Here is a 22,569-nt window from a genome sequence, read left to right on the forward strand (position 1 = left end):
TCGCGGATTTACGCTCCCCATTTCAGCCTTGAGACATCTTCCAGATGATTCTTCTTTCGTCTACGGTAGGCAGTGTGCAATTGACCAAGGACATCATTGTCGACGCAGCTCTCACCATTCTCAACGAGTACGGACTCGGCGATCTCACGATCCGCCGCCTGACTCGCCACTTGGGTACTGCCGCTGGCGCAATGTACTGGCACTACCCTTCCAAGCAGGCACTGCTGGGCGCCGTCGCTGACCGCATCTTGGCTCCCTGCACAGAGTTTTCCGCCACAGGCGATTGGCGTGCCGACATCGAAGCCGTCGCCGAGCTGCTCTACTCCTGCCTCACCGCTCATCGGGATGGCGCCGAGGTCGTCTCGGCCGCACTCGCTACGGGCACCGCCACGATTCGCCCCGAACAACTGCTTGCCGACGTCCTGGAGAATGCCCCCGAAACCTCCATTAGCACCCCATCAGCGGCTGATACCGCATCCGTCCTCGTGTACTTCATTCTCGGTGCGACAGTCGACCAGCAGACAGCCATCGCGCTTGACCTGAACGGCGCCAAGGGCGTTTCCAACAAGGGCGACACCAGTGGCGAGAACGCCGATGATAAGGATCTTGAGGTCGAGACTTCCTCTGAAGATGCTGCTGCACAGGCAAAAGAGCTCGGCCGCCAGCGCATTGCACTGGGAACCGAGCTCTTTATCGCCGGAATTGCGGGGGTTGCGGGGACTAAGGGAATCGCAGGTCATTAAGCCCCGCTGGAGCAATCACACTCACGGTCAAGCCGCGGCGCTAGAGCACCAGAGCTGCTACCCAACCAGCTGCCAGCAGCGGCAGGTTGAAGTGCAGGAAGGTCGGAATAACCGAATCGCGAATGTGGTCGTGCTGCCCGTCGGCATTGAGACCCATCGTCGGGCCGAGCGTCGAGTCCGATGCCGGCGAACCAGCATCGCCCAGAGCACCTGCAGTACCAATGATGGCGACGGTAGCCATCGGCGAGAAGCCCAGCGATACACACAACGGCACATAGATGATGGCGATAATCGGCAGCGTCGAGAAGGACGAACCAATACCCATCGTGACCACCAGACCAACGACCAGCATGGCGAATGCAGCGGCAGGCTTGTTGCCCGCAAACAGCTCTGCAGTAGCGGTCACCAGCGGCTCGATCTGGCCGGACTCCGACATCACCGAGGCGAAGCCCTGTGCGGAAATCATGATGAAACCAATCAGGGCCATCATCTTCATACCGGCGGTGAACACGTCGTCCGCCTCACGCCAGCGCACGGCACCGGTGAGCATGAAGATTGCCAGACCAGTGAGTGCACCAATCAGCAACGGATCGGCATCGGTCTCCATAGAATTCATCACAATCTGGACGACGAAAGTCACCACGATTGCAACGAGAGCAACGATAACTCGGTACTTCGACACCGGTTCGTCAGACTGGGTTTCTGCGTGTGAGGACTGGGCAATCGGCCGATCTTCGTAATGCCGTGGCTTCCGGTAGGAGAAAAATACGGCAATGGCCAGACCGGCCAGCATGCCGAGAGCCGGGATGCCCATCGTCATCATGATGTTGATATTGGAAACATCAAGGCCAGCATTCTCGATGTTCCCCAGCAGGATGTCGTTCAGGAAGATAGAACCGAATCCGACCGGAACCCACATGTAGGTGGTGACCAAACCGAAGGTCATCACACTGGTAATCATTCGACGGTCGATGTTGAGGCGGTTAAATACCGGCAACAGCGGCGGAATAATCAGCGGGATAAACGCAATGTGAACTGGGATGAGGTTCTGCGACATGATCGCCATGGCCAAAATGCCGGCGACCATGCCCCACTTGGTCCATGCCTCTGCCTTAGATTTAGCGCCTTCATCCTCCGTGCCGATCTTGGCAATCAGCCAATCGGCCAGCAGTTTGGGCAGCCCGGAGGATGCCACTGCCATGGCAAAGGCACCCAGCATGGCATAGCTCAGGGCAATCTTCGCACCACCAGAGAGGCCTTCCTGGAAGGCAACCATTGTGGCATCGAGCCCCATACCGGCGGAAAGACCACCGACTAAGGCGCCAATAAACAGCGCTAGCACAACGTGTACCCGGCAGACCGCCAGGATTAGCATCACCAAAACGGCGAGAAGAACGGCATTCATAAGGAAAATATTAAGGCAACCTTAAGTATTTCCAGCAACCGGGGCTAGAAAGATTTCACCCCAAAATCTTTACCCCCGGCTAATGCGGCTAATCAATCGAGACGAGTCCCTGGCCGCCCTGCACTGCGTCGCCGACTTCAACATGAATAGAGCCGACGGTGCCTGCAGCCGGGGCCGTAATCTCGGTTTCCATCTTCATTGCCTCGAGAATGAGCAGCACCTCCCCAGCCTCAATCTTCTGGCCTTCCTCGACCAAAATCTTGCTGACCGAACCTGCCAGTGGCGCCACCACCGAATTGGCGGAGACACCCGAGACACTAGCGGTGGCCGGCTCAACGGAAGCGCTCGACGATCCACCCAACACGATGGGCGAAAGACGCTTGGGCTCCTCAACTACTTCAACGTCGACATCGTAGGCAATGCCGCCGACAGTCACTTTCAATTTCATGGCTCAACAATCCTCACGTAGCAAAAGTCAATGAGTCAGACTCAATTAAGTCGGTTATCGAAAATTTCCAACTAACGCAGGTTGCGCTGCTGCTGGATCTGGCGTCCCTGCGCAGCCCACGTCTTATGGCGGTTGTATCGAATTGCCTTCACCTTGCCGCGATTGCCCAGGTACGCAGACACCGCTGCCGAAATGGCGATGACAGTATCCTCGGGGATATCTGCGTCCACGCGTTTGCGCAGTTCAGCCAACTCGCTCTCTGCCTGATTCAGTCGTGCCGTGGCCTTCTGCAAGCTTGTCGAGGTCGCATCCAACCGGTCGGTCAGTTCAGCGACGAGCGCTCGCAGCTCCTTAATCTCACCGATGCCGTCAGACATTACTGTGGCCCCAATCCGTGCTTCTTGGCCGGGCGAACCTCGCGCTTGTTACGCAGAACCGACAGTGCGTCAGCCACACGCAGGCGGGTTTCCGCCGGGTCAATCACGTCGTCGACCAGTCCGCGCGAGGCGGCGACATACGGCGTCGAGAAGCGTGTCTTGTATTCGGCGATACGCTCGTCGCGCACGCGCGCCTGCTCTTCCTCGTCGCCCGCGGCGGCAATTTCCTTTCGGAAGACCACGTTGACCGCACCCTCTGCGCCCATCACCGCAATTTCCGCGGTCGGCCATGCGAATACGTAGTCCGCACCGAGGTCCTTCGAGCACATCGCCAGGTACGCACCGCCGTAGGCCTTACGCATGACGACGGTCACCTTGGGCACAGACGCTGCGGAGTATGCGTAGAGCATCTTTGCGCCGTGGCGGATGATGCCGCCATGCTCCTGGGTGACGCCCGGCATGAAGCCAGGAACGTCAACCAGGGTGACCAGCGGGATGTTAAAGGCATTGCAGAAGCGGATGAACTTTGCGCCCTTGTCCGAGGAATTGATGTCCAGCACACCGGACATCACGTTCGGTTGGTTGGCGACAAAGCCCACGGTACGGCCCAAAACTCGACCAAAGCCGACAACCAGGTTGGTGGCAAAACCCGCCTGGCACTCGAGGAAATCGCCATTGTCCGCAATACGGATGATGACCTCGCGGACGTCGTAGCCCTTCTTGCCATCGACGGGGACGATGTCGCGTAGCTCTGGATCCGGCTCGGCGTCGAATACCGGATCCACGATTGGTGGCTCTTCCGTGTTGTTCTGTGGCAGGAAGCTTAGGAGCTTCTGCGCAATCAGGATGGCCTGCTCGTCATCGTCGGCAACGAAGTCGATATTGCCGGCCTTGGCCATGTGCGCATCAGCGCCACCGAGCTGCTCGGAGGTGACCTCTTCGCCGGTCACAGACTTAATAACACCCGGACCAGTGATGAACATCTGCGCCTTGCGCGTCTGAATGATGAAGTCGGTCAGAGCTGGCGAGTAGGCAGCGCCACCAGCACATGGGCCTGCAATGATGGAAATCTGCGGCACCAGACCGGATAGCCACACGTTGTTGTAGAAGACCTGGCCATAGCCCGACAGAGAGTCAATCCCCTCTTGAATGCGAGCGCCACCGGAGTCGTTGATGAAAACGAACGGAGTGCCGTTGTCGGCAGCAGCGCGCATGGTGGCCGCAACCTTGCGGGACTGCGTTTCACCAGCGGAGCCACCCATGACCGTGAAGTCCTGGGAGGCCACGTGTACTGCCCGGCCGAGAACCGCGGCAGTGCCGGTGACCACGCCGTCGGCAGGCGCGTCGGCAGTATCCATGCCGAAGTCGGTGGTGCGGTGAGTCATGAACATCCCGGTTTCACGGAAAGTGCCCTCGTCGACGAAGTTGTCGATACGCTCGCGGGCAGTCATCTTCCCACGTTCGTGCTGCTTGGCCTGGCGGGCTTCACCGCCACCGGACTCAACACGGCGACGCTGAGCATCCAAATAATCCAGGCGCTCCGCCATCGAGGCATCGACGCCCGGCGCGACGGCATCCGCCGAATTCGGCTGGTTTGCTGAACTTTGCGACATTGCTATCTCTTCTCCCGATGTTCCTAGGCGGGTTCCACCTGGACGGTCTGCGAACGACCGCCAACGGTAACCTTGTAGCGAATTGGCTCGCGAATGGCATTGGCAGCACCTGAGGCCTGCTCCGCCTCGCGCTTGAGCTGTTCGGCAGTCTTACCGACGTTCTTCGGCCCTTCGCCGCGCGTGGTGAAGAATCCCGGTGCGACGGATGGGAACAGTGCGTTGGTCAGGACGTCTTCGGCGGTGCCGTTGTAACCGTCGAGCTCCTTGGCCTGCTTGACCAGGTCGTCCCACTCGGGCTCGAGGAGATCAGCCGGGCGAACCGTGATTTCTTCCTTCTTGGTCTGTTCCGCTGCCTGCTTAATCAGCTCTGGGTTGCGCTCACCCGGGCACTGCCCGTAATAGCCGAGCATGAGGTCAGCGAACTCAGCCGTCATAACCTTGTAGCGTCCCATCAGCACGTTAAACACAGCTTGCGTGCCGACGATCTGCGAGCTCGGAGTCACCAGCGGCGGGTAACCGGCGTCCTTTCGGACAATCGGTACCTCACGCATAACCTCTTCGACGCGGTCACCCGCGCCTTGGGCCTTGAGCTGGTTTTCCATGTTCGACAACATGCCACCAGGAATCTGCGACATGAAAATGTCGGTATTGACCAGGGTTTTCGACTCGAACTCTGCGTACTTCGGACGCACCTTGCGGAAGTGGTCACGAATGGTGATCAGGTTATCCATGTTCAGGTCGGTGGTGTAGTCGGTTCCCTCCAACATTTCCACCAGCGACTCGGTCGGGTTGTGCCCCGGGCCCAGCGACATCGACGAAATTGCCGTGTCCACGACATCCGCACCAGCTTCGATGGCTTTCATCAAAGTCACCATCGTGACACCGGTGGTCGAGTGACAGTGGACGTTAATCTGGGTGTCCTCGCCGTAAGTTTCCTTGATGCCGCGGATGATGTCGTAAGCCGGCTGAGGTTTCAGCAGCGCTGCCATGTCCTTCAACGCAATGGAGTCCGCCCCCATATCCAGTAGACGACCAGCGAGCTTAACGTACCCGTCGACGTCGTGAAGCGGAGACGTCGTATAGCAGATCGTGCCCTGCGCATGCTTGTCGACGTTCTTGACCGCGCGCATGGCGTGCTCGAGATTGCGTGGGTCGTTGAGCGCGTCGAAAACACGGAATACGTCCATACCGTTTTCAGCGGACTTCTCGACGAACTTGTCAACCACCATGTCCTCGTAGTGGCGGTAACCGAGAAGATTCTGGCCGCGCAGCAGCATCTGCAGGCGACTATTCGGCATCAGCTTGCGGAATGTCCGCAGGCGCTCCCAGGGATCTTCATTAAGGAAGCGGATGCAGGCGTCAAAGGTTGCGCCGCCCCAGCACTCCACACTCCAAAAACCGGCCTTGTCCATTTCTTCACAGACATCGACCATGTCTTCCATAGCCATTCGCGTTGCCATGAGGCTCTGATGAGCGTCTCGGAACGCTACTTCCGTTACACCAATGGTTCGTGGACTCATAACTCCAAAAGTAAAGGCCTTTGGGAATCTTCGCGCGTTGGTGACCGCGAATATTGGTGATTCGGCGCCCGCCAAGGTGCGTTTAGAGTGTCAAATTGCCCACTTGCAGGGTTAAATACTTATTTTCGCGCGAAGTTTATGCTCTTAACCGTTCGACTCGAATTTTTCCTTGGGGGTCGTTTTTGCGAAGTGCGCTCGACAGATGGGACGGATGGCGCGCCCACACGGGACCGAAAAAGGCTCATGTTTTTTACAAAACGGTTAAGGTAGTCACATGAACCAAGCAAATACAGTCGGCGATTATCAAGTATGGCCGGGTGAGCCTTACCCGCTCGGATCTACCTACGACGGCGCTGGCACCAACTTTGCACTCTTTTCCGACGTTGCGGAAAAGGTTGAGCTTTGTCTGATTAGCGCCGAAGGCGAAGAAACACGCATTGAGTTGGAAGAAGTCGATGCGCATATCTGGCACTGCTACATCCCGTCTATCATGCCGGGCCAGCGCTACGCCTACCGCGTACACGGCCCATTCGATCCGGCCAACGGTAAGCGTTGCGACCCCAACAAGCTGCTGGTCGACCCATACGCCAAGGCTTTCGACGGCGAATTCGACGGTCACCCATCACTGTTCAACTATGACATTCATGACCACTCGAAGCGCAACACCGAGGACAGCCTGGGACACACCATGACCTCCGTGGTCATCAACCCATTCTTCGACTGGGGCGCTGACCGCGCACCTCGCACGCCGTACAACGAGACCGTGATTTACGAAGCCCACGTCAAGGGTATGACCATGACTCACCCGGATATCCCGGAGGAGCTACGTGGTACCTATGCCGGTCTCGCGCATCCGGCAATTATTGACTACCTCAAGGACCTTGGTGTCACGGCTATCGAACTGATGCCGGTCCACCAGTTCCTCCAGGACGACCACCTGCGCGAAAAGGGGCTGCGCAACTACTGGGGCTACAACACCTTCGGTTTCCTAGCACCACACCAGGACTACTCGGCTTCCCAGAAGCCAGGCGGAGCAGTCAGCGAGTTCAAGGGCATGGTGCGCGCATTTCACGATGCCGGCATTGAGGTCATCCTCGACGTGGTCTACAACCACACCGCCGAGGGCAACCACATGGGCCCAACCATCTGCTTCCGAGGCATCGACAACGAGGCCTACTACCGCCTGGTCGAAGGCGATCGCCAGCACTACATGGACTACACCGGCACCGGTAACTCCCTGAATGTGCGCCACCCACACTCGCTGCAGCTGATTATGGATTCGCTGCGCTACTGGGTCTCCGAGATGCATGTCGACGGCTTCCGCTTCGATTTGGCATCCACCCTGGCTCGAGAATTCCACGATGTGGATCGCCTCTCCGCCTTCTTTGACTTGGTGCAGCAGGATCCGATTGTCAGCCAGGTCAAGCTCATCGCAGAACCGTGGGATGTCGGCGAAGGTGGCTACCAGGTCGGTAACTTCCCACCGCAGTGGACTGAATGGAACGGTAAGTACCGCGACACCATCCGCGACTTCTGGCGCGGTGAGCCATCCACGCTCGGCGAGTTCGCTTCACGTATCACCGGCTCCTCGGACCTGTATGCAAACAATGACCGCCGCCCAACTGCGTCGATTAACTTCGTGACCGCGCATGACGGTTTCACCCTCAACGACTTGGTCAGCTACAACGAGAAGCACAATATGGCCAACGGCGAGGACAACCGCGATGGCGAGTCCCACAACCGTTCGTGGAACTGCGGTGTGGAAGGCCCGACCGACGACGAGCGCATCATTTCGCTGCGCGCCCGCCAGCGTCGTAACTTCCTGACCACTCTCCTGCTGTCCCAGGGCACTCCGATGATTAGCCACGGTGACGAAATGGGACGTGGCCAGAAGGGCAACAACAACGTCTACTGCCAGGACAACCGTTTGGCCTGGGTCGACTGGAATCAGACTCGTACCAACTCTGAACTGGTCGAATACACCCAGTTCCTGACTGAGCTGCGTGCGGAACACCCAGTCTTCCGACGCCGCCGCTTCCTGCGCGGTGGCCCGCTCGGTGCGGAAACCGACGATCGTGACATTGCCTGGCTGACCTATGAGGGTCGTGTCATGACGACCGATGACTGGAACTTCGACTTCGGCAAGTCGTTGATGGTCTGGCTCAACGGCGATGCCATCACTGAGCCTGACCGCCGAGGTCACAGGATTGAGGATGACTCCTTCCTGCTGTGCTTCAACGCCCACCACGAGGACATCATGTTCCAAATTCCGGGCACCGAATACGCACACAGCTGGGAAGTCATCATCGACACCACAGAGATCACGGGTCGCCCGACCCGCGAGCGCATCGTTGAGCCAGAAGGCGAGCTCCGCGTGCCAGCCCGTTCTACCATCGTGCTGATCGAGCGACACTAGCCGCGTCCGCGTTGGGTGTAGGGGCCTGGGCCTGGGTTGGTTCCTACACAAAAATCCCCTGTCGGCGGAAGGCTTTTCTTCCACTGACAGGGGATTTTCGGCTCTGAGTTCAACTCAAAACAGGGTTTGGGTCAACACAGCACCGCGGGAGCCGAGCTGGCGTGAAGTCTTCTTACGCAGATGCGCGCATATTGAACTCCGCCTGAGAGTTCAACCAGTACTCCGGCTCGGTGTCAAAGTAGTCGGACAGTCGATTTGCGAGGTCAGTAGTGACCGCAGTGCGGCCGGTGCGAAAGCGCTCCAGAGTTGAGCTTGGCACGCCAATGGCAAGAGCCAGTCGGTAGATAGAGAGGTGTCGCGGCTCGAGGAAATTATCGTTCAAGATAGAACCAGGGTGCACAGGATGCGTGCTCAAAATGTTTACTCCTTATTTCATCGCTTCACTGGCATACGTTGTTTCCGCTTTGCCCTACGCTTGAGCTCGAAAGCTCGAACGACCAGTTACCGCCGTTCGTCGAAAAGTATAAGGAGCGCCCGCTCAAAATGCATCCGGACATTTAACCCCCCAAAACATGTGGTTTTCAGGGGTACAGACACCCCCACTGTCCGAACGCTCCATAAATATTCCTATTTTTGTGGGCATTTCCACATTGTCGGAAGCCATGTGTACTCGGCGAGAACCGCAGGTACCGCAGCCTCTATGGGGCTCAATCCGCCATCGGCGCTACCATCTAGTGCATGACTACGACCACGCCATCCTCCGAGCCCGCCGTCGTCTTCGAGCTCACCGGCGACACGGTGACTATTACCGCAGATGGGCTCCGCCTTACCCACACCATCAACACGGCTAGCACCGCCCCCGCGAAGCCCCTCCCGCTTGCCGACGTTGCCGAGGTCGCATCGGCAAGTAAAAACGGTGTCTACACTCCGGCCAACCGCTTTTTCCCCGGCACGGTAGACCTCGGGGTAGCTTTGCCAAAGGCCCGTGTGATGCCTCATCGTCAGGCAGCAGCGCAGTTGCTGGCAGACCTCGTGGCGGAGATAGCCAAGAATCCTGAGTTCTACAACTCAGCAGATGCTTTTACTTCCACGTTGATGCCGTGGGTGGCACAGCGCGCGGCGGTCACCGAAGGCGTGAGTGTGGTTGAGGGCGCGGGCGACGTCGTAAAGCACTCTGTGCCTTTTGCACCGCTTCCTACTGGGGATGAGGTTGCGGTGTCAGACATCGCACCGTTTGCGGCGTTCGATGTAGAGACAGCGAACGAAGACACCGGCTCGATTATTCAGCTTGGTGTTGCGGTCGTGCGTGGCGGGAAGGTGACGGATCGTTATTCCTGGATGTGCCGTCCGCCAAAGGGGCTGGAGTATTTTGATGAAGCCAATGTCGCGATTCATGGCATCACGGCGGCGGATGTGGCCGGTGAGCCGTCATTTCCGGAGCAGCTGGCGAAGTTTATTGACGTCGTTGGGGATTTGGACGTAGTTGCTCACAATGCGCGGTTTGATTTCACTGCCCTGTCGCGGGCGTGCCGGGCGGAAGGCATTCCAGCACCGAAGTTGAATTTTGCGTGTACTTATATGTGGGCTCGGCAGATGCAGTTGGGGCTGCCCAATTTGAAGCTGCCGACGTTGGCGGAGGCCGCGGGGGCGTCGCTGGAGAATCATCATGATGCGACGGCGGATGCGGTCGCATGTGCTGAGGTAGCGCTGTGGTTGATGGAGCAGCAGCGCGCGACATCGGTGGCTGATTTGAGCCAGAAGGTCTCGCTGAGCTTGGGCCAGATTGGCAGTGGACGAGTGCGGATGGTGCGCTATGACCCGTCCGGTGTCGCCAGCACTGGTGCCGGGACCAACGCGGGCACTGGTGCTGGTGCGCAGTCCGGCAGTTCCGCGCCGTCACGTCGGCCGCGTCGCAATGCGAAATGGGATGCGGCCAAGACACCGGACACCATTCCAGACCCGAATCCGGACGCGGATCCAAGCGGCCTGCTGTACCAGCAGCGGGTGACACTGACCGGCGATTTTGCACCGTATGACAAGGGGTTTCTGTGGGATAAGATCGCCTTTGCAGGTGCGAATATCAATAAGGGTGTCACGAAGAAAACGACCATTTTGGTCGCCGGTCCGTGGGATTCGGTGACGTCGAAGGAGAAGAGGGCTCGACAGCTGCAGGCCGAAGGCCAGGAAATCCAGATTTGGACTGAGAAGGAGCTCTTCACCGCACTCGGGCTGAATCCGGAAGAGGATGGCGCGTCCGAAGCAGGAGACACTGCGGAAGGAACACCTAGCGCCAGTGCCGGGGACAACTCCAGTGAGTCGGTTCCGTTGTTCGGTTCTACTTCCCTGCCGGGCGATGACGGAATGCCACCCTTCTAGGCAACGTTCACGAGAAGAAATTCGCATTCGGACGGCGGGCGCAGACTCTGGGGCTAGCTGCTGCCACAGCGGTCAGGCAGCAGCTTTTCCTGGTCGGCGGTATAAAGGGGAACATGAGTCGCCGACCAATTACGTCCACCTACCGTCTCCAACTCCGTGGCCCCAAGGCCGACCCAAACGGGCGCGCTTTCACGTTCGCTGACGCGGCTGAACAGGTCGGCTACTTGGCAGACCTCGGAATTTCACATCTGTATCTGTCGCCTATCCTCACCGCCGTACCGGAGTCTAACCATGGCTACGATGTCATCGATCCGACGACGGTGAACCCGGAGCTCGGCGGCATGGAAGAGCTGCAGAAGCTCGCGCAGGTGGCGCACAAGGCCGGTCTGGGCATCATTATCGACCTGGTACCGAACCACCTCGGTGTTGAGGAGCCCAAGCTCAATGCCTGGTGGTGGGACGTTCTGACCTATGGCAAGGATTCTCAGTTCGAGCCATACTTCGATATCGACTGGCACGAGGACAACGGTGCCAACGGCAAGATGGGGTTGCCGATTCTGGGCTCCCCGGAGGATATCGACAAGCTGGAGCTCGACACGTCTGGTGACGAGCCACTTCTGCGTTACTACGACAATGCATTCCCGGTGCGCCCGGGCACCGAGGACGGCACCCCGCAGGAAGTACATGATCGCCAGGCCTATCGCCTGATGTACTGGAAGGACGGGGTCATTGGCTACCGTCGATTCTTCAGCGTCAACGGTCTGGCCGGCATCCGCCAGGAAAACCCGGTGGTATTCGAGCACACACACCGCATCATCCGCGAGCTGCTGGCAGCGGACATCATTGACGGTGTCCGCATTGACCACCCGGATGGCCTCAGCAACCCATTCGGATACCTCAGTGAGCTGCGCCGTCTACTCGGCGATGACAAGTGGCTGGTTATCGAGAAGATTCTGGGTGCCGAAGAGCCACTGGATCCGAGGCTCCAGGTTGACGGCACCACGGGTTACGATGCCCTGCGTGAGTTCGACAATGTCTTCGTCAACCGCGACTCCCGAGACGCCATGAGCATGTTGGCTTTGCAGCAGTCCGGTTCAACCTGGGACAAGACTGCCGTGCAGGCAACTGCGCAGGCGCTCAAGCACGATGTCGCAGCACACGAGTTGGCTGCAGAAGTCCGTCGTCTAGCACGTGCCCTGCGCCGCGATAACTGGTCTATCAGCGGTACCAGCGTCAGCGATGAGGTACTTATCGACACCATCCGTAAGTTGGTCGCTGCCATGCCTGTCTACCGTTCGGACTATGTCTCCCTGTCCCGAGTGGCTTCCACGGTCATTGGTGAAATGGCAGCGCGTTTCCCCTCGCGTGTCTTTGCCCTCGACCTCATTTCGGCAGGTTTGGTAGCCGGTGGTGAGGCCGCCACGCGGTTCGCGCAGGTCTGTGGTGCGGTCATGGCAAAGGGTGTCGAAGACACCACCTTCTACCGCGCCTGCCGCCTGATCAGCCTGAACGAAGTCGGCGGTGATTTGGGTCGCTACGGCATGTCGGCGGCGGAGTTCCACCTGTTGCAGTCGGAACGTGCTCGCCTCTGGCCACGAACCATGACCACGCTGTCCACGCACGACACCAAGCGCGGCGAAGATGTCCGAGCCCGCATTCTCCAGCTCTCCGATGTCTCCGGCGACTGGGCTGAAAATGTCCGCAACTGGATGGCCATCACCCCCGCCCCGGACGATGCCACCGGCTACTTCCTGCTGCAGAACATCATCGGAGTCTGGCCGACCGACGGCGTGATTACCGATGAACTGCGCGAACGCCTCCACGACTACGCCATTAAGGCCATCCGCGAGGCAGATGTGCACACCTCCTGGACGGAGCCGGTCGAGGAGTTCGAACTCGGCATCCGCAGCTGGATTGACGCGCTTCTCGACGGCCCCCTGACCGACTCCATCACAGAGTTCGTCCGCTCCATTGCGCCAGCTGCCCTGACCACGTCTCTGTCGCGCAAGCTCCTCCAGCTTGTCGGCCCCGGCATCCCCGATACCTACCAGGGGACGGAGTTCACAGAGGACTCCCTGGTCGATCCCGACAACCGCCGCTTCGTCGACTACGATGCGCGCGTCGCGGCGCTGGATAAGGTCGCCCGCGATGAGGTCACGTCGGTGACTAAGAGTCCAGAGCACCCCGCTGAGCTGCCGGAGGACTTTACGGATGCCGATGCGGACGTCGCAAAGCTGATGGTGACTCACCACGGCGTGAAGCTGCGTGCGGAACGCCCGGAGTCCTTCGTTGGCGGTGCCTACCAGCCAGTATTCGCCGTGGGTGTCGGCGAGCGTCATTTGGTCGGCGCGGCGCGTGGACCGAAGGGCGAGCCGGAAGATGTTATCGCGCTGGTGACGCGCCGTCCGCTGGGACTGCAGCGCGAAGGCGGTTGGGGCGACACTACAGTGACACTTCCCAAGGGATTCTGGACCGACCGTTTCACCGGCCATACCTGGTCGGGCACCATCACCGTGGCTTCTCTGTTCAGCTCCTTCCCAGTAGCACTGCTGGTACGCGAGGACGATGACGACTAAGCGCATGAAGGATTCGCTTGCCGACGGTTCCCGCGATCAGACCCGCAAGGCTCAGTTGGCGGAGGATCGAGAGGTTACACGTGCGCTGCAGTCGAAGTACGACTCGTGGGCAACTCGACACCCCACTGCCGCGCAGGACTTTGTCGATGCGATTAAAGAGATTCTCTCCGATGCCGGTTTGGCCTTCGACAATGTCACGGCGCGGGTGAAGTCCTTCCGCTCATTGCGGCAGAAGGCCCTGCGTCGTGAAGCGGATGGCAGCTACGTCTACCCTGACCCGTGGCACGGTATCCACGACATCATCGGTGTGCGTGTAACCACGTACCATTCGACGGAGATTCCCGCGATTATGGATGCGCTGGGAGATTCGCTGACTGTGCTGCGGAGGATTGACAAAACCGCGGAGACACGAATCAGCGGCCGGTTGGGATACGGCTCCCAGCACTTGATCTGCAAGGTGTCGACGGCGGCGCCGTCAGAGCTAGCTCCATATGCGGATATGCAGTTTGAGGTGCAACTGCGCACTGTGCTGCAGCATGCGTGGGCGGAATTTGAGCACGATATTCGCTACAAGGCCCCTGAGGGAGCGACAGACCCGCGGATTGATCGAGCTTTTGCGCTGGCCGCTGGCCTTATTGAGCTCGCGGATCAGCAGTTCGACCAAGTCGTTGCCGTGCTGGAGGAATCCACGCCGGACGATTCCGCGCAGGGAGAGGGCAAACAGCCCTCAGCTCCGGCAAAGACCACAGCCGATGACATTGTGGTGACTGAGGAAACCCTACCCGGCGTGCTGACGATGCTGCTTCCAGATGCGCCCCGATCGAAATCAGAACATTACGGCTGGGCAGAAGAACTGCTGGAGCGCAATGGCATTCGCACTGTCGGGCAGCTGCGAGAGCTACTTAATCCGCAGCGCCTCAGCGCGGTAAGCAAGGCTATGAAGTACCGCTTTAACCCAGGCCATGTGCGTGTTATCGATGACCTACTACTAGCGGCTCGCGGTGAAAAGCACATCAAGGCCACTGCAGATACCAGCCATAACCCGAAGCGTCGACCAGCCCGTTTGCGCGCACGGTTGCAGCAACTAGCGGAGGCCGGGATGCCTATGAGCGACGTCCCCGAAGACGATCGAGCTGACGGCGATCGCGCTTCGTAGGCCGCCCGGCACCGCGGTCGCGCGTCGGCATCGATGCGAGAATCTCCCTCGGGGGCGGCGGCGGAGAGTGGTCGATATAGCACTGCCTGGCCACCGGAGCTCCGACCCGCTTCTTCACCGTCTTGGTGACCTCAACAATGTGTTCGCGGTGGTTTGCCCACAGTCGCACTCTATCCCCTGGAACGACCAGAACTGAGGGTTTCACGGCTTCGCCGTTGACTTTGACGTGGCCGCCACGGCACGCATCTGCGGCCAATGAGCGAGTTTTCAGCAACCTGACCGCCCAAATCCAGGCATCAATACGCACTGGCTCGGTAGACAATTGCTGCTGAGCAGGCATTTACTGCGGATCCTTGTAGTTCACAATCCGCTGAACCTTTTGCCAATTGAGAAAACCACCGACCAGGCCGACTACTGCCAGGATGAGGAATAGAGACATGCTTCCGGCTAGAAGTCCGAGCACTGCACCGCCGACGACACCACTGCCTGCCCATACAACGGCATTGCGGGAGTACTTTCGCACCGCGTTCTTGCGGAGCTCAATGGGGTTCTGAGGTTGGGGCTGAAGATAGCTCATGGAGTACATATTAGAGCGTTCTGGTCGCCCTGACGCATCGCATAGGTCGATAGGGCGTACAATTCGGGAAAAATTTCTACAGCTATAGCAAACCTGCTAGATATTCCTATTTGGGTAGGTAATTAACACAATGGCGTAGGTTGATTGCTAGTGTTAGTCCTATGACAGAAACTGTCCGCCCCCGCCACCGCATGGTCGACCGCGTTGCGGCGATCCTCGAACTCGTTGCGCGCTCTAACGAAGGTCTAACCCTCACTGACATCGCCCACACGCTGAACTATCCGCTCAGTACCACGCAGGGCCTTGTCAACGGTCTGACTGTGACAGGTTACCTTGACGAGTCCAACAAGCGTTACACGCTCGGCATGGCGCCGTTTCTGCTCAATGTCATGGCCGGTCGTCGCATGGTCAACGTTCCGACGGCTGAGCTCGAGGCGATTCACAACGAAACTGGCTTGATTACCGTGCTGGCGCTGCCGGTTGGTGGCAAGCTTTTCTACCTCAAAACCGTCGGTGAATCCATGCGCTACCAGTACCTGACGGAGAACTTCCTGCCGCGCTCGCTGTTGCGCACCTCTGCAGGTTGGGTTTTGATGAGTCGGTTTGAGAAGCGCGAACTGTGGTCCTACCTGAACTCCGCGCGGCCGGAAGACCAGGTCTATGTGGATGATTTCCTCCGCCAGGCCGGGGAAATCGCAGAGACCGGCGTCTGTGCTGCCCCGGGTATTGCCGAAGGCGGTGGCGTTGACGGTGTCTCTATCGCAGTGGAGGAAGACGGTGCTACTGTCGCGGCAGTCTGCGTCTTCGGTCGGCCAGAAAAGATTGCGGAAAATAAGGACGAGCTGGTGGAAATTCTCAAGCGCCATCGCGGCGCACACAACGGCGAGGAATCCCCGAACCAGGGTTAGTGGCTGTTAAGCGCGCAGCTCCCACCAGATTTCGCCACCGTCCGTAGACGGCTCGCTAGCTCCCTTAGTCAGCGCCTGCATTTCGCCGTCAAGCTGGGCAATCCCATCGGCAGTCACCGCGATGGAAAACTCCACGTTCTGGCCCCACCGCGTTTCCACGATCTCATAACCACGAGCACGCAATTCCGCTTCGATGCGACCGGCATCTGCGGCGGAGACACTCACTACCCTCAAGGCTCTTTGCACGCGTCGCATGCGCGTGACTTTTTCTAGACACTCTAAGACCGAATCCGAATAGGCCCTCACAAGCCCACCCGTGCCTAATTTGATGCCGCCAAAATAGCGGATCACTACGGCGGTGACATTCGTCATTCCAGAGCCCTGGAGCACATCGAGCATCGGGCGCCCTGCCGTGCCACCAGGTTCACCGTCATCTGAGGATCGCTCCACCCGATTCCCTCCGACGACCTCATGAATGTATGCGCTGCAGTGGTGGCGAGCATCCGGGTACTCCGCCTTGGCCAAATTGATGACCTCTCGGGCGCTGTCTTCGTCGTCGGCACGCGCGATCCACGTAATGAAGCGAGATTTCTTAATCTCGATTTCATTCGTGACGATGTCACCGTCGGCGGGGACAATCAGCTCGATGTCACGCTGATTCTGCGTCGCTTCGGTCGAAGTGGATGGCTCGGTGGTCATAGTGTCCATTGTTGCCTATGGGCTTAGTGCACACCCAATCACCGCCGCTCGGTACTTTTCTCGACCTCACCTTTGACTCCCCTCGAATCCGCGGTGTTCGAAAACGTTTCCCTGTGCCAATCCGCTGACTGACCTACCATGGTGCCCATGAGCAACTACCGAGTCTGGGCCCCGTACGCTTCCGAAGTTCGTCTGCTGTTGGGCAATCCTGACGCGCCGGCGATTTTTGATATGCATCCCATCGCTGACGCGACCGATGACTACGGCGCCAACTCTGGTTGGTTTGAAGCTGATGTGGCTCGCACACCGGGGGATCGCTACGCCTTTTCGCTGCGGGCACATGCGGGATACGGCGCGCCTGACGACGAATCGGGGGACCACTCCTCCCCCGCTGTCGGTGACTGGACAATACCGCTGCCGGATCCGCGTTCCCAGTCCCAGCCGGATGGTCCGCATGGTTTCTCCGAGGTCGTTGACCTGGGTGCCTATAAGTGGAAGGACTCGGCCTGGTCGGGCCGGATTCTGCCAGGCGGTCTGATTTATGAGCTGCATGTGGGCATCTTCAGCGATTCTGGTGATTTCGAAGGTTTGGTGGAACATCTAGACCACCTGATTGAGCTGGGGGTAACACACATTGAGCTGATGCCAGTGCAGCCTTTCGGCGGTGACCGCAATTGGGGCTATGACGGTGTGTCCTGGCACAGCGTGCACGAGGGCTACGGTGGCCCGCGGGGTCTACAGAAGCTAGTTGATACGTGCCACCGAAAGGGTTTGGCTGTCATCTTGGATGTGGTCTTTAACCACTTTGGCCCAGACGGCAACTATGTGGGGTTTTTCGGTCCCTACACCGCTGGTGGTTCGACGGGTTGGGGTGAGGTTGTCAATCTCACTGGCGACAACTCTGATGAGGTGCGTGCGTATATTTTGGATGCAGTGCGCCAATGGCTGGTGGATTACCACGTCGACGGTCTTCGTCTGGACGCAGTCCATGCCCTGCATGACGAGGGCGCATTCCACATTCTGGAGCAGATGCAGGTTGTCGCAGACACTGTCGCAGCCGAGACTGGTATTCCGCGTTCTTTGATTGCAGAGTCCGACCAGAATGATCCGCGTTTGGTCCGCCCGCGCGCCGCTGGTGGCTTTGGCCTCAACGCTCAGTGGGATGATGACGTCCACCATGCACTGCACACGCTGGTCTCTGGCGAGGACCACGCCTACTACTCAGACTTTGGGTCGGTGGAAGCGCTAGCTAGTGCTTTGGAAACTGGCTTCTGGCATACGGGCACAATGTCGACGTTCCGTGGTCGCACTCATGGTCGTCTCTTCGACCTGTCTGTACAGCCCATGCATGCTTTCGTAACGTACACGACCACACATGATCAAACGGGAAACCGCGCTGTCGGTGATCGTCCGTCGATGAACCTCACTCCGGCGCAGCAGGTTCTAAAGGCAGCAGTTATCGCCTGCAGTCCTTTCACCCCGATGCTTTTCCAAGGTGAGGAATGGGGCGCCTCTACCCCGTTTGCTTTCTTCTGTTCCCATGAAGATCCGGAGCTGCAGCGGCTCACGCGCGAGGGACGCCTACGTGAGTTTGCCCGTGCCGGGTGGGATCCGAAGGAGGTATCCGACCCATCGGATCCAGAGACCTTTAACCGCTCGAAGCTCAATTGGCAGGAGGTCTCGGAGGGCTCGCACGCCACTATTCTGGCGGCCTACCGCGATCTCTTCGCGCTGCGGAAGTCACACCCGTCGCTTCGCACTCCGTGGTCGGCATCTGTAGTGACTGAGTATGACGGGGACAATCGTTGCCTCGTCGTTGTGCGCAGCCAGGATGAGCGCGAAATGGGTGCCCGAAACTCGGATGCCTTTGAAACTGTCGCTTTGGTTGCGAATTTCTCCGACGCCGAAACCAGCGTCAGCCTGGATTCCGAGTTCGGTTCCGCCCACCTGCTACACACTTTTGAGGACGCAGCAGCCAGCATCGTCAATGACGAAGCTGCTGGTCCCGAAATCTCGCTTCCAGCGTGGGGCTACGCTGTCGTCTCGCTCAGCTAGTCAGCCGGATTTTCAGCCTCGGTGCCGGACTCTTCCTCATCCGCCGCACCCGACTCGGGTGCTGGCCACGGCAACTCGGTGACATCACCGTGGAGGACGTGAGCCACCAACGCGTCTGCGATGAGAATATCGCTCATCACCAACGTCGGAACCAGGTCCGCCAGCTGAGCCCACATCGGAATCAGCTCACGGACAGCGGCGACACTGGCATCAGAGTTCTCAGCCTGAGTACGAGCCAATACGCGGGCAGCCACTGCAATAAGCAGTGACGTTCCCGGCACCAGAGTCCAGTGCAGCGAAGGATCATCCGCATCGATGCCGTCGAGCTTGTGGAAGCGCACATTGACCGCCTTGCGCAGTCGTGGAGACGCCTTCGATACCGTCTTAAACAACACCCGAGAGGCGGCGGCAAGCTGGGTCATGACACCGGATTCCACAATCTCAGCACGATTGCGTACCACTTCATAGATTGCCGTGAAACGAGCGTCATCGTCGGTCAGCGGGCCCGGGACCATGCGGTAAGGATCAAAGACCTGCGACAGAATAGCGCTGGCCTGTGCTTCCGGCAGCGAGGTAATCTGCACCGAGCTCTGGTCGATAGTAGCGGACTCCAGGGTGGTGTCCTGGCCGCTGGCAGCAATGTCCAGCAGTCCCTGGCCACCAGTTGTGCGCAGGTAATCCAGCTGACGAGAACGGTCCACGCTCTCATCAGTGAGATCCGCTAATGCTGCCAATGCACCGAGCCACGGCACACGGCGACGCCCCGGCACTGGCTTAGTAGCGCTGAAGTCTCCCAGCACGAGTCCGGAGGCGATAAACATACCCGGCTGATCGTCGAGCGCGATGACTGAACGGTTCAACGCTGCCAGTCCGGCGCGTGGTTCGGCACACAAGATCGCACCCAACCTAGGTGCGGCCAGCAGCGGATTCGCCTGCGCCATGTCGGTTGCACGACCAGCGCGCAAGGTCGCCAGTAGCGTCCACAAACGTGCGAGCTGATCCTGATTTAGCTCGCCCCACAGTTCCTGCGCGCGAGCAACGGGATCGGTGTCCTCGCCATCGAGGTCGATAGCCTCTGCATCATCGACATGATTCAGAATGGTCGACCCGGCCGCCGGCCACTGCGGGTGGCGTTCCTTTTCCACACCGAGAGTCACCTGCGCGACGAATGGGCCGAGGCCGCGGAGCTCGTCGGGAAGCTCGCATTCGCCCTCCACGACTTCCAAGGCGACGGGTTCGCGCCACGGCTGACCGGCGGCCCAGAGCCACAGGGTCATCGGCAAGTGCGAAACATCGTCAGCGACATCAACCTCGATGATGTCAGTGGCTTCATCGTTGAAGGCAATCTGGCGGATGGCATCTCGGGAGGAAGCCTCCACCAGTGGTACAGACAGGCGCTTCCGTCCCGTCACACGTGTCCAGTCCAAACTGATGCGCAGAGCCTTCAGTAGGGAGATACGGTCTGCAAACTTGCCGAACTCCGCGTAGCCAGTATCGCCGAAACGCTTGATGGGGACGCGACAGATGTCGCGCTCACCGCTGGAAACTGCAACATGCGCATGGCGCAACTCGCCCGGGGCATTGACGACAATCTTGCCGAAGGCATCGACACGCTTCGGGCGGGTGACCAATGTAGTGGTGCGGCGGGCGACGGATTCGTCGGCAAGCGGAACCTCAAACTGCAGCGTGCCTGGCGTGACCTGCAACTGCAGCCATGCGCCCTCCTCGGTGGAAAGCTCGACGGTACCTGTGACTTCGTCCGCCCCGAGGCGCACGATAGCCGGCTCGGCGTCAAGCGGCTTGTCACCGGAAACAACGCGGATGTCAGCGGGGCTCAGCCCGTCGATGGTTGGGATGCGGAAGCCGTCACCACCACCGCTGTAAGTAATCGTGAGGTCCGCCTGCTCCGCAATGGCGAAGTGCTTCTGGAAGCTGCGGCCACGCGGATTGACCAGACGAACCACGAACTCGCCGACCCACGGATAATCATCATCGGTAAGAATCTCAACCTCGCCACCCGCGGCGGGTACCTCGAGGTCATAGACCATGACGGAATCCGTGGTAAACGCACCATATCCACCAAAATCGGTGACGATAGCACGCCAGGACTCGTCCTTACCGGACAGCGTCGGCGGGAACACAGCGACCGGACCACCGGCGTAAACCGGGGTGCCGTAGGCAGACACCGTGCCGTCGAGACGCGCGTGAGGCATGGTCATTCGCGGTTGACGCTGCGGGGATGCCGACCGAACCTCGCCGGCCGCCCCAGACCGACGAACCTGAACTGCATGAACATCGCGAAGATCGATCTCAGCGACTTGCCACAACTCCCAGTTAAATGGGCGCGGGTCCGATAGCAATGGCACCTCAGCACCCGTGACGGGGTCAACGAGCGTGGCATCAACCGGGTAGACCACCGTAGCGGACGTCGAGTGTAGCGAGACCTTGTCTGTGACTGACTGACCGTCGGCACCGAAAATGAGAATCGGGTCCTCAGTGCTAATCGCGGGGACTCGCCAGTGCTTCTCATCGCCGATTTCCACCAGCACATCGCGCACCGGCTCATCGATGGTCACCACTGGACGCGGCAGCGAATCCTGCAGGCCCACCACCGGCGTCGTTGCTACCGTGCCGCCGAAGGTGACACGCCAGGTCCGTCCCGCCGGATCCAGCGGCGTCGGTAGCTGTACGCCAACGGTCTGCGTCAGCTCATCGAAGTACAGCTGCGGGCGGCCGGTCGTTGCCACCACGCCCACCGCTTCACGACGATTCGCAGTACCCGCCGGACGCATACGCAGCTCTTCACGCGCAGCGGCCACCAGAATAGGCGGCAGCCCCGCATCGAGCTGGCCGAGTTCTTCCCGAGCCTCCCAGTTGGCCGGATCAGCGGCGGTGGCAATGGCATAGCCGAGGGTTGCCTTAAACAACTTGTGCGCCTGACGAGGTGCCGTCCTGGCCAACTGACGCAGCGCCAGCGGGTAGACACCATCTTCCGCCTCTGCGATTTCGGTCAGCAGCTCCTCGAGCAGCGGATGAACCTTCGACAGCGCCTGTACCAAGTCATTTGATGAAGGGTCGGATAGCTCCGATACACCCGCAAGATCCTCACAGCGCTCGATAATCAGTGGCATCACTGATAGCTGCACACCCGCGTGCAGAAGAAGCACCTGCGCTGCCCGCTGCAGCGGATCCGCGTCGGCCTGGCTGCTGTCGACGTCGTTAGGCAAACCAGCATTGGCCAGCATTGTCGGCACTGCGGCGGCGAGGTGCTCGATGAGCGCGCCGGTAGTGTCAGCGTCTGGATCCAGCTGCAGAGCGGCTGGCCAGTCCAGCCACATTTCGCTTGCCGACGCAACACGCGCGGCGCGTCCTACCAGCGAGGCAAGGGTGACCAGCGGGTGATTGTCAACGACACTCTTCGCAGCTTCAATATCGGCAGCAGTACCACCCACCAGATGATGGGCCAGGAGCGTTCCCAGGAAGCGGTCGATACGCTCAACCTCGTCCATCGCCAGCCCTGACCAGACAAACAGTGGCTCAACTTTGGCCTGTGTGGCGGATTCCAGCAGACCCGGAATCCGGGTGGCCAGGTCCTGCTCTGCGGCAGCCAGCCACATTTCGACAATCACGGTATTTTCCACTCGGACACCCTGGTCGACACTGCTTGCCCCAGTCATAGTGGGTGGACGCTCCCCTTCGC

The 22,569-nt window shown here is 59.4% G+C and carries 17 protein-coding genes; 7 read left to right on the forward strand and 10 right to left on the reverse strand.

The window, feature by feature from the left end:
- Positions 1–74: 74 nt before the first annotated feature.
- The gene (locus CRD20_RS01135; RefSeq protein ID WP_255456364.1) at positions 75–743 is read left to right on the forward strand and encodes a TetR family transcriptional regulator; all 669 of its coding nucleotides are present in this window, start codon (positions 75–77) and stop codon (positions 741–743) included.
- Positions 744–783: 40 nt separating this feature from the next.
- Here CRD20_RS01135 and CRD20_RS01140 read toward each other — a convergent pair whose 3' ends face one another.
- The 5 genes from CRD20_RS01140 to CRD20_RS01160 all read right to left on the reverse strand — a co-directional run bounded on the left by CRD20_RS01140 (position 784) and on the right by CRD20_RS01160 (position 6,106).
- The gene (locus tag CRD20_RS01140) at positions 784–2,148 is read right to left on the reverse strand and encodes a Na+/H+ antiporter family protein (RefSeq protein ID WP_016422963.1); all 1,365 of its coding nucleotides are present in this window, start codon (positions 2,146–2,148) and stop codon (positions 784–786) included.
- Positions 2,149–2,236: 88 nt separating this feature from the next.
- The gene (locus CRD20_RS01145) at positions 2,237–2,596 is read right to left on the reverse strand and encodes a biotin/lipoyl-containing protein (protein WP_016422964.1); all 360 of its coding nucleotides are present in this window, start codon (positions 2,594–2,596) and stop codon (positions 2,237–2,239) included.
- A gap of 71 nt (positions 2,597–2,667) precedes the next feature.
- On the reverse strand, positions 2,668–2,973 hold the full coding sequence (locus CRD20_RS01150) for a hypothetical protein (RefSeq protein ID WP_016422965.1): 306 nt from the start codon (positions 2,971–2,973) through the stop codon (positions 2,668–2,670).
- On the reverse strand, positions 2,973–4,586 hold the full coding sequence (locus CRD20_RS01155) for an acyl-CoA carboxylase subunit beta (RefSeq protein ID WP_069359174.1): 1,614 nt from the start codon (positions 4,584–4,586) through the stop codon (positions 2,973–2,975). The genes CRD20_RS01150 and CRD20_RS01155 overlap by 1 nt, the downstream gene beginning before the upstream one ends.
- 23 nt (positions 4,587–4,609) lie before the next feature.
- Positions 4,610–6,106, reverse strand: a complete 1,497-nt coding sequence (locus CRD20_RS01160; protein WP_049170291.1) for a methylmalonyl-CoA carboxytransferase subunit 5S — start codon at positions 6,104–6,106, stop codon at positions 4,610–4,612.
- Between the two features lie 274 nt (positions 6,107–6,380).
- Here CRD20_RS01160 and glgX point away from each other — a divergent pair, with 274 nt between their 5' ends.
- Positions 6,381–8,522 carry a glycogen debranching protein GlgX gene (glgX, locus tag CRD20_RS01165; protein ID WP_049193987.1) on the forward strand — a complete coding sequence of 714 codons (2,142 nt, stop codon included), beginning with the start codon at positions 6,381–6,383 and terminating at the stop codon, positions 8,520–8,522.
- A 172-nt stretch (positions 8,523–8,694) separates the two neighbouring features.
- On the opposite strand, the gene CRD20_RS01170 is transcribed toward glgX, so the two are convergent.
- A complete protein-coding gene (locus CRD20_RS01170; RefSeq protein ID WP_005510305.1) occupies positions 8,695–8,937 on the reverse strand; it encodes a HigA family addiction module antitoxin in 243 nt (80 codons plus the stop codon).
- A gap of 323 nt (positions 8,938–9,260) precedes the next feature.
- Here CRD20_RS01170 and CRD20_RS01175 point away from each other — a divergent pair, with 323 nt between their 5' ends.
- The 3 genes from CRD20_RS01175 to CRD20_RS01185 all read left to right on the forward strand — a co-directional run bounded on the left by CRD20_RS01175 (position 9,261) and on the right by CRD20_RS01185 (position 14,630).
- Entirely contained in the window at positions 9,261–10,898 is a 1,638-nt protein-coding gene (locus CRD20_RS01175; protein WP_070642472.1) for an exonuclease domain-containing protein, read from the forward strand.
- 113 nt (positions 10,899–11,011) lie between these two features.
- Complete coding sequence (gene treY / locus CRD20_RS01180) at positions 11,012–13,474, forward strand: malto-oligosyltrehalose synthase (protein WP_187404700.1); 2,463 nt, start codon at positions 11,012–11,014, stop codon at positions 13,472–13,474.
- Positions 13,464–14,630, forward strand: a complete 1,167-nt coding sequence (locus CRD20_RS01185) for a GTP pyrophosphokinase family protein (RefSeq protein WP_070642466.1) — start codon at positions 13,464–13,466, stop codon at positions 14,628–14,630. Before treY ends, CRD20_RS01185 begins: the two co-directional genes overlap by 11 nt.
- Here CRD20_RS01185 and CRD20_RS01190 read toward each other — a convergent pair.
- Complete coding sequence (locus CRD20_RS01190) at positions 14,578–14,970, reverse strand: RNA-binding S4 domain-containing protein (protein WP_080969602.1); 393 nt, start codon at positions 14,968–14,970, stop codon at positions 14,578–14,580. The two genes, CRD20_RS01185 and CRD20_RS01190, sit on opposite strands and share 53 nt — an antisense overlap.
- Complete coding sequence (locus tag CRD20_RS01195; RefSeq protein WP_005510313.1) at positions 14,971–15,216, reverse strand: hypothetical protein; 246 nt, start codon at positions 15,214–15,216, stop codon at positions 14,971–14,973.
- 152 nt (positions 15,217–15,368) lie between these two features.
- Between CRD20_RS01195 and CRD20_RS01200 the strand changes: the two genes are divergently transcribed.
- The gene (locus tag CRD20_RS01200) at positions 15,369–16,115 is read left to right on the forward strand and encodes a helix-turn-helix domain-containing protein (protein WP_016422973.1); all 747 of its coding nucleotides are present in this window, start codon (positions 15,369–15,371) and stop codon (positions 16,113–16,115) included.
- A 6-nt stretch (positions 16,116–16,121) separates the two neighbouring features.
- Here the strand turns inward: CRD20_RS01200 and CRD20_RS01205 are convergent, their stop codons facing one another.
- Positions 16,122–16,823 (reverse strand): YigZ family protein, encoded by a 702-nt coding sequence (locus CRD20_RS01205; RefSeq protein WP_016422974.1) that lies wholly within the window; start codon positions 16,821–16,823, stop codon positions 16,122–16,124.
- A 129-nt stretch (positions 16,824–16,952) separates the two neighbouring features.
- On the opposite strand from CRD20_RS01205, the gene treZ reads away from it, so the two are divergent.
- Positions 16,953–18,869 (forward strand): malto-oligosyltrehalose trehalohydrolase, encoded by a 1,917-nt coding sequence (gene treZ, locus CRD20_RS01210; RefSeq protein ID WP_070642464.1) that lies wholly within the window; start codon positions 16,953–16,955, stop codon positions 18,867–18,869.
- Here the strand turns inward: treZ and CRD20_RS01215 are convergent.
- Positions 18,866–22,546 carry a hypothetical protein gene (locus CRD20_RS01215; RefSeq protein WP_070642459.1) on the reverse strand — a complete coding sequence of 1,227 codons (3,681 nt, stop codon included), beginning with the start codon at positions 22,544–22,546 and terminating at the stop codon, positions 18,866–18,868. The two genes, treZ and CRD20_RS01215, sit on opposite strands and share 4 nt — an antisense overlap.
- Positions 22,547–22,569 lie beyond the last annotated feature (23 nt).

Origin of the sequence: Corynebacterium sp. LK33 (assembly GCF_014334955.1) — a bacterium.
Classification (GTDB): Bacteria; Actinomycetota; Actinomycetes; order Mycobacteriales; family Mycobacteriaceae; genus Corynebacterium; species Corynebacterium jeikeium_D.

Bases quoted from the DNA above. Each gene is read 5' to 3' on its own strand.
- CRD20_RS01175 (WP_070642472.1), top strand. From the start codon at position 9,261: ATGACTACGACCACGCCATCCTCCGAGCCCGCCGTCGTCTTCGAGCTC.
- treY (WP_187404700.1), top strand. From the start codon at position 11,012: ATGAGTCGCCGACCAATTACGTCCACCTACCGTCTCCAACTCCGTGGC.
- CRD20_RS01150 (WP_016422965.1), bottom strand. From the start codon at position 2,973: ATGTCTGACGGCATCGGTGAGATTAAGGAGCTGCGAGCGCTCGTCGCT.
- CRD20_RS01155 (WP_069359174.1), bottom strand. From the start codon at position 4,586: ATGTCGCAAAGTTCAGCAAACCAGCCGAATTCGGCGGATGCCGTCGCG.
- CRD20_RS01140 (WP_016422963.1), bottom strand. From the start codon at position 2,148: ATGAATGCCGTTCTTCTCGCCGTTTTGGTGATGCTAATCCTGGCGGTC.
- CRD20_RS01200 (WP_016422973.1), top strand. From the start codon at position 15,369: ATGACAGAAACTGTCCGCCCCCGCCACCGCATGGTCGACCGCGTTGCG.
- CRD20_RS01185 (WP_070642466.1), top strand. From the start codon at position 13,464: ATGACGACTAAGCGCATGAAGGATTCGCTTGCCGACGGTTCCCGCGAT.
- CRD20_RS01195 (WP_005510313.1), bottom strand. From the start codon at position 15,216: ATGTACTCCATGAGCTATCTTCAGCCCCAACCTCAGAACCCCATTGAG.
- CRD20_RS01205 (WP_016422974.1), bottom strand. From the start codon at position 16,823: ATGGACACTATGACCACCGAGCCATCCACTTCGACCGAAGCGACGCAG.
- CRD20_RS01145 (WP_016422964.1), bottom strand. From the start codon at position 2,596: ATGAAATTGAAAGTGACTGTCGGCGGCATTGCCTACGATGTCGACGTT.
- CRD20_RS01190 (WP_080969602.1), bottom strand. From the start codon at position 14,970: ATGCCTGCTCAGCAGCAATTGTCTACCGAGCCAGTGCGTATTGATGCC.
- CRD20_RS01215 (WP_070642459.1), bottom strand. From the start codon at position 22,546: ATGACTGGGGCAAGCAGTGTCGACCAGGGTGTCCGAGTGGAAAATACC.
- treZ (WP_070642464.1), top strand. From the start codon at position 16,953: ATGGTGCCCATGAGCAACTACCGAGTCTGGGCCCCGTACGCTTCCGAA.
- CRD20_RS01160 (WP_049170291.1), bottom strand. From the start codon at position 6,106: ATGAGTCCACGAACCATTGGTGTAACGGAAGTAGCGTTCCGAGACGCT.
- glgX (WP_049193987.1), top strand. From the start codon at position 6,381: ATGAACCAAGCAAATACAGTCGGCGATTATCAAGTATGGCCGGGTGAG.